The sequence below is a fragment of the Terriglobia bacterium genome (genome assembly GCA_020072645.1).
Lineage (GTDB): Bacteria > Acidobacteriota > Terriglobia > Terriglobales > Acidobacteriaceae > Angelobacter.
The window spans coordinates 20532-34257 of the sequence record JAIQGK010000031.1 but is presented as its reverse complement, the minus strand read 5'-3'; the positions used below and the strand labels follow the sequence as shown (position 1 = coordinate 34257).

Here is a 13726-nt window from a genome sequence, read left to right as displayed (position 1 = left end):
CAGTGCGGACGCCGGGCGCGGTGGCGGTGGTATGCGGGGGCAATCAGCTTACTTACAAAGAGTTGAATCTGCGAGCGAACCGCTTGGCGCATTATCTGCGGCAACTAGGGGTGAAGCCGGATGACCGGGTGGCGATATGCCTGGAGCGAAGCGTGGAGATGGTGGTAGGGATGTTGGGAGTGTGGAAGGCGGGTGGAGCATACGTGCCGTTGGATCCGAGCTATCCAGCAGAGCGGCTGCAATACATGCTGGAAGACAGTGAACCGAAAGTCATCCTCACCCAAACACACCTGAAAGAATTGACCAAAGGAATGCACAGGGATATTGAAGTGCTCGTCTTGGGAAAGACTGCTGTGTGGCAAGAAGCAGCCGAGATGAACTTGAACTCGATTGGTGTTGATTCCCGGCGTCTGGCATACGTGATCTACACTTCTGGATCCACAGGCAGACCCAAAGGCGTGATGGTGGATCAAGCAGGACTCCTGAACTACTTGTGGTGGGCAATTCATACCTACAATTTCCAAGACTCTGCCATTGTTGCGTCGTCATTTTCTTTTGATGCCACGATTACAAGCCTGTATGGGCCGTTACTGTGTGGAAACAAAGTTCGGCTGGTTCAAGAAGGGCACGAAATCGAGGGCGCACGAAAAGAGATCGCCCGGCTCAATGAGCCCGCACTGATGAAGATAACGCCTGCACATCTGGAATCCCTGGGAAATAATCTGGCGCCGGAACCAGCGAGCGCAATCCACACTTTTGTCATCGGTGGTGAAGCACTAAAAAGTTCGATTGCTCAACAATGGCAGCAACTCCACCCCTCTGTACGGCTGGTTAACGAATACGGACCGACCGAAACTGTTGTTGGCTGTACCGTTTATGACGTCCCCCAAGCAGTAAACTTGGCAACAATTCCCATAGGTCAGCCCATTGCTAATATGCGCATTTACATTCTGGATCGTCATTTCCAGGTAGTGCCGATGGGGGTAGTGGGGGAAATTTTCATCAGCGGCACAGGAGTGGCACGTGGATATTGGAAACAACCGAAACTCACAGCGGAGCGGTTTGTGCCCGATCCGTTTAGCACAGCATGCGGAGTGCGGATGTACCGCACCGGCGACTTGGGGCGGTGGCGGGCTGATGGGAATATCGAATTTGTGGGACGCAACGATGATCAGGTGAAGATACGTGGTTATCGCATTGAACTCGGAGAGGTTGAGGTGGTGATGAAGGAGGAGAAGGCGGTGAAGGAGGCGGTGGTAGTGCGAGAAGAAAAAGGCGGGGAGAATCGCTTGGTAGCGTACTACACGGTTGTGGAAGGGAGTGCCGAGGGGAAGATTCCTGACGCGGAAATATTGCGAACCTATCTTACGTCCAAATTGCCAGAGTACATGGTGCCGGCAGTGTATGTGGTGCTGGCGAAGCTGCCGCTGACGGCGAACGGGAAGCTAGACCGGAGGGCGTTGCCTGCGGTGGCGGGAGATGTTTACGCCAGGGGAAGGTACGAAGAACCGGAAGGAGATACGGAGAGGGACTTGGCGAAGATATGGGAGGAGTTATTGCAGGTGGAGCGGGTGGGGCGGAAGGACAATTTTTTCGCTTTGGGAGGCCATTCACTACAAGCCATGCAGCTCAGCGCGCTCGTGCGACAAAGACTGGGAATGGAAGTCGCGATCAGCGAGCTGTTTGCGCATCCCGAATTGCATTCATTTGCGGCCACCCTGGCGCTTCCTGAGCGGTCGAGTGCAAGCGCGGTAGCTATACGGCAGAGCGGTATAGAACGCCCGCTCTTTCTTACCCATGAGGGCGCAGATGAAATTATCTATGCCCACGTTCTTACTCCCTACATTGATCGCAATATTCCTATATATGCACTGCCTGCTGAGCAAAAAGGCGAAGATCGCTTACGCACTGTTCAAGGAATTGCGCAAAGAATGGTGGGCATGATCCGAGCGGTTCAACCAGCGGGGCCCTATCGCGTCGGGGGGTTTGCTATGGGTGCAAATCTGGCCTATGAAGTCGCTATGCAGCTGCTTGGTGCGAATGAAGAAGTAGAGGTGCTGGCTCTTATAGAATGGGAATTGATTAATGAAAATCGTTATCAACTTCTTATTGACACGGGGGCTTTAAATCAAGATCCACGGCTTGAATTCCTTACGATAGTGTATCTTCACATTGTCAGATCAGGCATAGGTGAATCGGCGCAGAAGGCGATTCTGGAGTTGAAAAAGTCGTCTCAATCCTTGGATGAGCTTTTTTATCATTGCAAACGCATGGGCTGGCTTCCTTTGCCGTACGAAACTCCGCTGCAATTCCACAGGATCGCGCAACGCAAGGTCGATTTGAAAAAAGCGCCGTGTTTTCTTTCCACGTTGCCGATTGATGTGCATTTGTTTGTTGCTCGTGACGAGAAGACAGTTCAGCGTTCCCTTGCTTATTTCACGTCTCAAGTGCCTGGCATTCGCTTGCAATGCATGCCGGTTTCCGGCACTCACGCCACAGTGGTGCAAAAACCCAATGTCGAGGAACTGGGGCGGGCCCTCTCACAGGTCATCCGAGAAAAGACAGGAAAAAGGTTTTCACTTTTTGATTCCTGGTCTTATGTGCGAACTCTGAGATCTGTTGCGCAAGATAAGTATCCACCTCTGTTCTGCGTGCCCGCAGTGGGAATGGGTGCGAACTTTTTTTCTGGACTGGCTTCTTGCTTGAGCGAGTCCCAAGCGGTGTATGCCTTTCAGCCCCGAGGATTGGAAGACGATTCCATTCCGCATTCCACCATTGAGGCCGCAGCCGCCTCTTACTTAAAGGATCTGATAAACATCTCTCCTCATGGTCCAGTACACCTCATCGGGCATATACAGGGAGGATGGATAGCCCTCGAAATGGCATTACTGCTCTCTGCTGCTGGCCGTGATCAGGTATCACTCACCATGCTCGATAGTGAACCTCCGGACGACGACAAATCTTGGGCGGTACGTGAACGGCTGCCAAACGAAATTGTCGCTGAATGTCTCAAGATGGTGCAGCTTGCGACCGGCTGCGCACCAAACAATGTGGCTGATTTGGAACGTAAAACCCCGGATAGACAACAGGAGATTCTGCTTTCCCTCCTGACCGAGGCTGGAATCCTGTCAGTCGGATCGGTTGCGGATGATCTGTACAGATTCGTGAAGACGATGGGAATAGTATTGCGGACCGGTTACACGCCGCGTAGACCTTTTCCTGGCCTAATTCGTTTCGTTGGTGCCTCCGATCACCTGGAATCGCAGCTTTCCCAGGAAAAGGTAGTCCTTGGTTGGAAAAGATGGGGAATGGATGTAGCTCGATTTCGAGTGCCGGGCAACCGCATTACGATGTTGAAACCACCTCATGTGCGCGTTCTTGTTGATGTTTTACAACTGGAAGTTCATTAAACCATGGTCGGCGCTTCAGGATGAGACTGAATCGGCATGTATTGTGGCATCCTTCTTGATCTTCAATCACTCTGCAAAATTTAGATAGCCCCTTTCGTCCCACAAGCCCCCGGTTGCAATCGGAGGAGGAAATATGCACCATAAATTTAGGCTGATTATTGTTGGCGGTGGGTCAGCTGGTTGGATGACGGCCGCTTACCTGAGCAAAGCTTTCGACCATGGTGTTGATATCCAACTTGTCGAATCCTCCAATATCCATACCGTAGGAGTCGGAGAAGCGACCTTCAGCACCATTCGGCTCTTCTTCGATTTTCTCGGTTTGGAAGAGGAGGATTGGATGTGCCACTGCAATGCCAGCTATAAACTGGCGATAAAATTTGTGGACTGGAATGCAGAAAAGCGTCATTTCTATCATCCTTTTCAACGTTTTGGCTCCGTCGAAGGCACCAGCATGGTTCAGTGGTGGCTGAAGCTGAATAGCAATATTGCACCGTTCGACTATTCCTGCTTCTCAGTTCCAGCCATATGCGATGCTCTGAAATCTCCCCGCTTCCAAGATGGCCGCATTTTTGACAGTAAGGTGGATAGATATCTTTCCTCCAGCGATCCGGATAAAGCCCTGCTGCTGGAAGAACTGAAAATCCAGTATCCCTATGCTTATCACTTCGATGCCAGTCTCATTGCCAAGTTCATGTCTAGGTACGCTCAACAACGAGGTGTGCACCAGATCATTGATGATGTGCTGGACGTCAAGATGACGGAAAATGGATTCATCCAAGGCATTCGCACGGCCAATCATGGATTAATTGAAGGAGATCTTTTCGTTGATTGCACTGGTTTTCGTGGCATGCTCATTAATGGGGTCCTGAAAGAACCCTTTATTTCCTATGCCAGGTCCTTGCCAAACGATAGTGCTATAGCTCTTCAAATCCCGAGCTATCCGGATACAGAAGGCATACAACCATACACTACTGCAACCGCGCTTTCCTCTGGCTGGGTTTGGAATATTCCTCTTTTTCACAGGATCGGTACTGGCTATGTGTATTGTAGTACGTTCCAGTCTCCGGAATCTGCGGAGCAGGAGTTCAGGCAGCACCTGGGAGAAAGGAGCTATGGCTGCCCGGCCAAGCACATTAAGATGCGGATTGGCAGGAGTCGAAGTTCCTGGGTGAAGAACTGTGTAGCGATTGGTCTATCGAGCGGCTTTGTCGAACCGTTGGAGTCCACCGGCATCTTTTTCATTCAGCACGCCATAGAGCAACTGGCATCTCATTTTCCCCGTCCCACGTTTGATGAAGAAAACATAAAAAGTTACAACCAGGCAGTCGCTGACGTGATGGATGGGGTCCGGGAGTTTCTGACCTTACACTATGTTGCCAGCACCAGAAATGATACACCCTTTTGGAAGGCAACCAAGACAGACGTGGAAATGCCCGGGGAGTTGGCCGAACGGATGAAACTTTGGAAATATTGTCTTCCTACAAACAGGACAATTAATCCCCGGTACCACGGGTTTGAAGCATACTCCTATAGTGTCATGCTACTGGGGCTTGGTTACAGGCCGGAATCGAGTCTGCCCTTGCTCGACTATCGGAATAGCAGCCAGGCTATAACGGCCTTCGATACAATTTGCCGGGAATCCCAGCGCCTCGCGCAATTCTTGCCGTCCTTGCACAGCTATCTGACGGAGCGTTACCAACGGGAAAGTGGCCGTCAATTGATTCTCACCGCCAACTCCTAAGTCTAAGCCATGAGCGAAACGGCCTACAGAGACACTCTGGTCGGGAGAACAGATAGCAATGAGCAACAGCACAAATGTGGCGGCTCGCAGGTGTCAAGCTGATACCAACACCCCATTTACAACGCATAATCATCGGCCGCAACGGCTAGCAATGAAAGGAGATCAAAAGAATGGCTGCCATACAAGCTGTGTCCCGGACGTTCGCAGATACAAAGCAAAAGCTAGGAATTGAAAAAATTGACCATGTGCACCTGCTAGTAGGAAATGCTTTTCAGTCAATGCATTTTCTTCAGAGCCGGTTTGGTTTTACTCCGATTGGATACCAGGGGCTAGAGACCGGTCATCGTAATCACATTTCTTATGCAATGGTTCAGGGTAATACAGGGATTTTAGTCACAAGTTCCACCAACCCCTCGAGCAGCATTGCTCATGACGTACGGTTGCACGGTGATGGCGTGAAAGATATCGCGTTCGGTGTGGAGGATGCTGAACGTTCTTTTCACCTTGCACTGCTCCGGGGTGCATATCCGGTGCAGGAACCAGTCAAAAAAGAGAATGAATTAGGGCAGGTGGTAACCGCAACAGTACGATCATTCGGACACATGACCCATACATTCGTCCAGCGTGCTGGCAGGTCTGCGGCTTTTCTGCCGGATTTTCAGCCATTTCATCTGCATGCTGGCAGCGGACCTTCTTGCTTGGTGGAATTGGATCATGTAGCGTTGGCTTTTCCCGCCGGACAATTGGAAGATGGAGTCTCTTTCTATACCAGCGTATTTGACCTGAATGTTACCCATGAGGAAAACATCGTGACCGCCAATAGCGCCATGAATAGTAAGGTCGTTCAGAATGAGACAGCCACCGTGAGGTTTTCAATGATGGAACCGGGACCGGGGTGCCGCACCTCGCAAATCGAAGAGTACCTGCTTTACAACAGCGGTCCTGGCATTCAGCACGTGGCTTTTACTTGTCAGGACATCATTGAGGGCGTCCGGCATCTTCAGGAGAGTGGAGTGGCTTTCCTGAAAACTCCTAGTAGCTACTATGACATGTTGAGGGCCAGAGTCGGCTTGATCGTCCAGGACGTGGAATCGCTACGGGGCCTGAATATTCTGGTGGACCGGGACGAATGGGGTTATCTGCTGCAGATCTTCACGAAGCCTATTACAGGAAGGCCAACGCTGTTTTTTGAACTAATCCAGCGGGAAGGAGCAAAGGGCTTTGGAAGCGGAAATATCCGTGCGCTCTTTGCCGCAGTTGAGAGAGAGCAGGCCCGCCGTGGCAATCTTTAAAGGCATGGTGGATCATAAGGTTTCCGTCAATGCTGTGAAGCTTAAGGAATGCTTTTCTGACCCGCTGCTGGATGTCATGAACTTTCTAAATGAGATTGTCATGAGATTTCCGGAAGCGGTGTCTTTCGCTCCCGGCCGCCCGATGGAAACTCACTTTCAAGTGGAGGGCTTCCTCGAAAACATAAGAGACTTTGTTTCGGCCACAGCGGCAGCCACGCGAGTAGCGGAAAGCCAGGTGTGGAGCGCACTGGGCCAGTACAACCGTACTAATGGAACCATTAATGACCTGATCGCAAAACAACTAGAGCGTGACGAAGGTATTCGTGTATTTCCCGAATCCATCATGGTCACGGTTGGCGCCCAGGAAGCAATGGCTGTATTGCTGACCGGGTTATTTAACCCGAGCTATGACGTGCTGCTGGTAAGCGACCCTGCTTATATTGGCATCACTGGATTGGCGCGGATCCTGGGTATTCGCATTATGCCAGTGCCTTCTGGCGAGCACGGTCTGGAGCCTGAGAAAGTAGAAAAGGCAATTCGCGATTGTTCAAAATGGGGGCGCCCACGTGCTCTCTACGACATTCCTGATTTCAACAATCCTATGGGCACATCCATGCCGCTGCGTCATCGCCATCAGATATTGGAGGTGTGTTCTCGGGCTGGTGTTCTCTTGATTGAGGATAATCCCTACGGAATGTTTGCTTATGACGGGGAGCGCGTACCCACTTTGAAGGCGCTGGATCATCAAAATACAGTGCTTTACATCGGCAGTTTTGCCAAGACCCTGTTTCCCGGATTGCGTCTTGGCTATCTTATTGCTGACCAGAAATCAGAAGGCAATCAAACCCTGGCGCAGGAACTCTCTCGCGTGAAGAGCTTGCTCACTGTCAACAGTTCGCCGCTATTGCAGGCCGCAGTGGGGGGTATTCTTCTCAAACACCAATGTTCGCTGCAGCCGCTTGTAACTCCGAAACTGGCTGACTACTGCCGGAACCGGGATGTGATGATTGAATGTTTAAAAAGCGAATTCGCCGGCATGGAAGAACTGGTGCGATGGAACCGGCCGGGCGGTGGCTTTTTCTTGACAGTCTATTTGCCTTTCCCTTTCGGCACGGAAGAACTCCAGGCATGCTCGTCCGAGTATGGCGTCATTGTCTGTCCAATGCGGTTTTTTTCTTTGATGCCAGGGAGGGAATCACAAATTCGTCTGTCATTCAGCTATGTGGATGAAAAAAAGATTCGTGCTGGAATCCGGCGACTGGCATCCTTCGTCCGCAATCGCATGGCACTGGGATTCACTCATTAACTCCTGCGATAGGCCGATCTTCAAGCCCTGTGTCTCTGCAAATTTCTTGGGCCAATTATTATCCAATTATGCCGGACCTCGGCAGCCAACTGATTTTGCCAAAACTCAAGAGAGGATCTAGTGTCGGAACTAGTTCCCAAGGCCACTCGTGTCAGCACGGCCATGCAAATAATGAAATTGATCCAACCTGGAATTTCCGTAGCACAGCCGATCTACGTGGTTGCCATGCTGGGAATAGCGGACCTGATTGGGGAGGGGCGCCGAGATATCAATGAACTTGCGTTAATGACGAAGACTCATGCCCCAACACTGCATCGTGTGCTACGAGCCCTGACCAGTTTAGGTGTATTCGTCGAGGACCCACACGGAATCTTTCAGAATACCGCCTCAAGCGAAACACTGCGGAGAGATCATCCGGAGTCGGTTCGGGTTTCGATACTCATGCTCTCGTTGTCCTGGAAAGCTTTTGGAGAACTGTACAATTCTGTTCGAAGTGGCCGACCGGCATTTGAGCTTGCCTATGGCCAACCATTCTTCGAATATCTGGCCGAACATCCAGAGGATGCTGCTATTTTCAATGAGGGAATGACAGCTAAAACCGTTGTGGTTGCCCGTGTCGTCACGGCTGCTTATGAGTTTTCGAAGTTCGAACGAATTATAGATGTTGGGGGCGGCCAAGGTGCATTTCTCCATCGCGTCTTATCGGCAAATCCCAAGTTGCGTGGTGTACTCTATGATCTTCCCGCAGTCGTGGCCAGTGCTTCTGTGTTACTTAGCAGCGAAGTCACGGAACGCTGCGAAATTGTTGGCGAGAACTTCCTTGATTCTGTTCCGCAGGGCGCAGATGCCTATGTGCTGATAAATGTGATTCATAACTGGCAAGATGAGGAGGCTCTCACTATCTTAAGAAACTGCCATCGAGCCATGAGTCCTCACGGCACCCTGCTCTTAGTCGAAGCTATTCAAAATTCAAAGGCTACGGCCAATTTAATGGATTTAAACATGCTTTTGTTAGGGGGAATGGAGCGAAACGAATCCCAGTTTCGATCCCTCCTTGCACAAGCAGGTTTCTCCGTCAAACGAATTTTCAGACCGACGGACCTTTCATAATAGAGTGCCATGCGACCATGATCGTTTAGGATCGTATGTCAATTTATGTCACACAGGTCCCGTAGTTTTATTGTCGGCATGGAAGAACTGAAGCAATGGAACCGGCCGTATGGCGGATTTTTCTTGACAGTCTATTGTTTCCCTTTTGGCATGGAAGAACTGCAGCATGCTCGTCCGAGTATGGCGGTATTGTCTGCCAATGCGGTTCTTTCCCCTGACAACGTGTTTTGGACTCGACGCGGAGATTCAGGCATTTTGGTCATGATGCTTACAGGCATTGGAAGGTACCTTAAATCGAAAATCAAGATCGACAAATTTTGAGGCGATTCGATCTCTTTAAAAAAAACGATTCACGAAATTCTTCATTGAAATTTTGCAGCGAAGAGGTTAGAGGAGACGTGACCGAGACCACAGAACAAGGCTCAATTCGCAGCTTTCTCGTGATATGGTTTGGCCAGCTTATCTCGCTGGTAGGATCTGGAATGACGAGTTTCGCAGTTGGAATCTGGGTCTATCAGCGTACAGGATCGATTACGCGTTTCGCATTGATTTCCGTCTCCGTGATGTTACCCGGAATCATAATTTCGCCCCTGGCCGGCGCCATGGTAGACCGGGTCAACCGCCGCACTGTGATGATGCTCAGCGATATTGGAGCTGGCGTTTCCAGTCTCATCCTTGCTGTGCTCTTTTTTACCGGGCAACTCACGATCTGGGAAATTTATATTCTGGTCTCCGTGGGTTCAATCGCTGGGGCCTTCCGCATGCCGGCTTATATGGCCTTGCTCTCGCAAATGGTGCCGATGAAGCAGATTGGGCGGGCAAGCGGGATGATGCAACTTGCTCCCGCGGCAGCCCAAGTGCTTTCTCCTGTTTTGGCGGCATCCCTGCTTGGGCCGATCAAACTTCAAGGCATCATCGCCATCGATTTTGCTACGTTTCTCTTCGCGATCGGGACACTGTTTTTGATGTCGGTTCCAATGCTGCCTGCCAAAGGTCCCAAGCGGCCGATTCTGAAAGAAGCGCATGACGGATGGATGTACATTATGCAACGCCCTGGACTCGTGGGCTTGCTCCTCTTTTTTGCTTCGATCAACGTTACCTCCAGCTTTGCTCAGATGTTATTCACCCCAATGATCCTGTCCTTTACCTCCACTGCCGTGTTGGGTACGATTATGTCAATTGGTGGGCTAGGATTCTTAGCTGGCAGCGTAGTCATGGGCACATGGGGCGGACCTAAGCGGCGAATTCACGGCCTATTGGGATTCTCCCTGTTTTATGGAATCGGGCTGATCTTGGGAGGGTTGCAAGCTTCCGCACTTCTGATTACGCTTTCGATCTTTATTGTCCTTTTTCAACTGCCCATCATTAACGGCTGCAGCCAAGCAATTTGGCAGATGAAGGTCCCGCTCGAAATGCAAGGCCGGGTATTTTCCACAAGAATGATGATCGCGTGGTCCTCGACTCCGCTGGCTTTCTTCCTTGCCGGGCCGTTGGCCGATCACGTTTTTGGACCAATGTTTCTCGATCATGGATACATGGAATCTGTCGGGCTGACGAGTACAATAGGCGTCGGCCCAGGGAGAGGCGCCGCCTTCTTGCTGATCTTGAGTGGTATTCTGGCACTTCTGATCACGGTGGGTTGCTATTTCAACCGGCATCTCAGGAACATAGAAGATGAGCTGCCTGACGCCTTATCTGTACGACAAGCGGTTGCTACCTAAGCTGCGTTCATTATCATCCCGGTATAGTTGACCGAGTCTCATTCGCTAGCGTTGGATTTTAATCAATGGGATACCAGACGAGAAGGCGGAAAATGGCTAAAGAGGCAAATCTTTCTTACATTTTTCTTACACTTTTCAGTTGTCGGGAAGGAAAGGCTTGCAGAATCAAAAACTTAGGATTGGTTGCGGGGGGTGGATTAGAACCACCGACCTTTGGGTTATGAGCCCAGACACTTGCTGACGCGTAAGGACTTACAAAAAATTCTAAGCGCATGGATGGCAGCTAAGTGAGTGTAAAATGGATGGCAGCTAAGTGAGTGTAAATAGGTAGGTCTCAACTTTTTCGTTCCCTCGTTCGTTCCCTCGTTTTTTGAAACGAGAGAATGCTTCGCCCTTATCCAAGACAGGGAAGTGCTCCTGAATGCGGCCAAACTGCCCCAGAAAAAATCCAGAGCGCTCAGGAGCGGCTGCAGGTGTCTCTGGTTTCAGGCGGGAAAGATTTGCTGGGAACTCCAGCCGCTTATCCGCCCGTGCAACTGAGGTTGCATCCAGTTTTCATCCATCTGGGCCTGGTTGGGTCACTGATCAACCAGACGGTTTACGGCCGGCGGCCTCCTGAAACCGTCCCAGAACCAATTCTGATTACATCTAGTGGCATTGTGATCTCTGGCATCAGAGAATGGCACGCCGCGGTCAGCGAAGGGCGCCAGGCAGTTAATTGCACAAAGTATCAACTGAGCGACGATGAAGCCCTTCAAATGATTCTGATACTTCAGCAATCGAGAGGTGTGTGGAACGCCTTCACCCGAGTTCAGATAGCACTGCAACAGGAGCCCTATCTTCAAGCGAAGGCTCATGCAAACCAGGTTGTAGGCGGCAAAGACAAGGGTTGGGCAAATTTGCCGGAAGCTAGACAGATCGAAGTGCGGCAAGAGATCGCTTATCTCGCCAGCGCCTGTCCTCGCAACGTCAGCAAAGTTAAGGCCGTTCTTCTGAAGGCCCATCCCCGATTGATAGAGGCCTGCCAAACAGGCGTTGTGACAATCCATTGTGCCTCAAAACTATGCCGGCGCCCCAAAGATGAGCAGTTAGAGGATCTCACGCATTACCTAAATAGGCGTTCAAACGGCAAAACGACCCGTCAGGCCATCGCAATATTAAGGATGGAAAAAATTGGTCCTAAAGCAGATTTGCTCTTGCGCGCTCTGCTACAGCGGGAAGCACGACAGCCTGGCTTGATCGTGATGAGAGCCGGTGCACGCAAGAAAACGGTAATCCTAATAGGCCAAGATGATTGGAACGACATTACCGCCGCTTTGGCAGAAATGCCTATGGCATGAGATATCGAGACCCGCTGAAGCAGATCTTGGAGCAGACACGCTGGTACTGGGATCACGACGGCGTTCCCTCGCACGTGCGGACCGCGTTTCGCAAAGTCCTTCAATGCCGCACGCCTGCGCTCGGCGCAGAGGTTTTTGCCTCAGAAAATGGTGAACTGATCGTTTACCACACCTGTAAATCCCGAGCCTGCCCAAGCTGCGGCCACTGGGCCACAATGAAGTGGCAGCGGGAGCGTCTAGCAGCTCTGCCACCCGTTGTCTATAAAGGGATTACCTTTACAATGCCGAAGGCTCTCTGGCGGCTTTTCCGTGACAATCGGCCTCTTGCCGACGCGTTGCCAGCGCTTGCTGCGGGGGCAATAGCAGCCCTGACACTTGCCAAGTACGGGTTGCGCACAGGCGTTATCACGATCCTCCACACCTTTAATGGGCACTTGGAATTCAACTCTCATGTGCACACTATGATCACCGCCGGAGGACTAAAGGCCTCCTATGATTCCTGGTTGGCTCGCGTATTTTACGACAACGATTTTTTGATGAAGCTGTGGCGGAGGGCGGTATTAGATTTACTCAGCACCGCCCACTGCGCTGGCGTGCTCAGAACGAACATGACATCTGAAGAACTGGCGGCCGTGCTCTTGGAGCAGGAACGCTGGTGGAGCGTTAAGATCCAATCTTTTAACTCAATAGAGCACTTTCTTCAATATGCAGGAAGGTATGCCCGGCGCCCGCCCATCGCACAGCGACGTATCATTAAAATCGAGAAGGGAAGTATCACGTTTTGGGCCAAAGATAAGAAATTGAAGCGAGTGGTTGCAATCCAGCGTTCACCGGAAGAGTTCATCGATCTTTGGGTTCAGCATCTCCTAAAGCACTACCAACACACTGTTCGGTACTTCGGGCTGTTTGCTCCTCGGAGCGTTAACCGGCTCTTCGATGCGATTTTCAACGCAATCGGCCAAAAGCGCCAACCTCGTCCCATGCCGCTACGTTGGGCCGATTCCCGCAAGCAACTGTCCGGACGGGACCCACTCCTCGATCCGGCTGGGCAGCGGATGCAGTGGGTGCGACGGCTCGAAGCGCAAGCCACAGTTTAACGCAGCCAGCCCGAACCTTGTTTTGGCACCTCCGTGTGTAGTTGCAGCTGTTGAGTTATATCTCGTCTGACAAATAACGCCAAAAGTCGCCTTCTGCGTCGTTACATGGCCTTGCAGGTTTTCTCGCGGAACTTCAAGGCGCTGGTGGGGAAACAAAATTTTTGATTTTCCTAATGATCCAGATCACACGGCTCGTAGTTGAGTCATTGGCGAACCTCTAAATCAAGGTTTTAGCCCTTGATTATGATTACCGGATCGCCTTTGTGACCGTCATCATCGTCATTACCGTCATCATCTCCACATTCCACTTTGTAAGGATACTCGTCTTGCGGACCGTCGAACGGTGGTGAGAGCGTATAGCCCCGACTTGCAATTGTGTATTTTTTTTCCTGGTTTGAGAAAGGGCACTTTACCTCAAAACAAACGGTGCATTCTTTGTTGAGAATGTTGACCCACAGGACGCGTTCGCCTCTGTGGAGTTCCACGGTATGGCTGACGCGGTTTTTGCCATAAAGTTCTACGCGCAAATGCGGTGCTGTCCTCGGTTCTTCGAGGTTCCCAGAAACTGACATCGTGCTGCCTCCTTTATCTATTGAAAATTCCGTTCCTCGCGCCAACACCGGCAACGAAAAACTTTTGTTGCAGAAAAAAACGCAGACGATGCTTTGTCTGCTCTTGCACCATAACGCTCGGCTGGGCGTGAGAATTT

At 51.0% G+C, this 13726-nt stretch carries 10 protein-coding genes; 9 read left to right on the top strand and 1 reads right to left on the bottom strand.

All coding sequences use genetic code 11. The features are described from left to right. Positions 1–83: 83 nt before the first annotated feature. The 9 genes from LAO76_27040 to LAO76_27000 all read left to right on the top strand — a co-directional run bounded on the left by LAO76_27040 (position 84) and on the right by LAO76_27000 (position 13017). Complete coding sequence (locus LAO76_27040) at positions 84–3410, top strand: amino acid adenylation domain-containing protein (GenBank protein ID MBZ5494598.1); 3327 nt, start codon at positions 84–86, stop codon at positions 3408–3410. A 133-nt stretch (positions 3411–3543) separates the two neighbouring features. Continuing rightward, entirely contained in the window at positions 3544–5151 is a 1608-nt protein-coding gene (locus tag LAO76_27035) for a tryptophan 7-halogenase (GenBank protein MBZ5494597.1), read from the top strand. Positions 5152–5321: 170 nt separating this feature from the next. Continuing rightward, entirely contained in the window at positions 5322–6443 is a 1122-nt protein-coding gene (gene hppD, locus LAO76_27030) for a 4-hydroxyphenylpyruvate dioxygenase (GenBank protein ID MBZ5494596.1), read from the top strand. After that, positions 6430–7749 (top strand): PLP-dependent aminotransferase family protein, encoded by a 1320-nt coding sequence (locus LAO76_27025; GenBank protein MBZ5494595.1) that lies wholly within the window; start codon positions 6430–6432, stop codon positions 7747–7749. The genes hppD and LAO76_27025 overlap by 14 nt, the downstream gene beginning before the upstream one ends. A gap of 120 nt (positions 7750–7869) precedes the next feature. After that, positions 7870–8859: a methyltransferase gene (locus LAO76_27020; GenBank protein ID MBZ5494594.1), complete on the top strand. Its 990-nt coding sequence runs from the start codon at positions 7870–7872 to the stop codon at positions 8857–8859. 45 nt (positions 8860–8904) lie between these two features. Next, on the top strand, positions 8905–9180 hold the full coding sequence (locus LAO76_27015) for a hypothetical protein (protein ID MBZ5494593.1): 276 nt from the start codon (positions 8905–8907) through the stop codon (positions 9178–9180). A gap of 104 nt (positions 9181–9284) precedes the next feature. After that, positions 9285–10580, top strand: a complete 1296-nt coding sequence (locus tag LAO76_27010) for an MFS transporter (protein MBZ5494592.1) — start codon at positions 9285–9287, stop codon at positions 10578–10580. Positions 10581–11053: 473 nt separating this feature from the next. Beyond that, on the top strand, positions 11054–11920 hold the full coding sequence (locus tag LAO76_27005; GenBank protein MBZ5494591.1) for a hypothetical protein: 867 nt from the start codon (positions 11054–11056) through the stop codon (positions 11918–11920). Next, entirely contained in the window at positions 11917–13017 is a 1101-nt protein-coding gene (locus LAO76_27000) for a transposase (protein ID MBZ5494590.1), read from the top strand. The genes LAO76_27005 and LAO76_27000 overlap by 4 nt, the downstream gene beginning before the upstream one ends. A gap of 230 nt (positions 13018–13247) precedes the next feature. Here the strand turns inward: LAO76_27000 and LAO76_26995 are convergent, their stop codons facing one another. Beyond that, positions 13248–13589, bottom strand: a complete 342-nt coding sequence (locus tag LAO76_26995) for a hypothetical protein (protein MBZ5494589.1) — start codon at positions 13587–13589, stop codon at positions 13248–13250. Positions 13590–13726 lie beyond the last annotated feature (137 nt).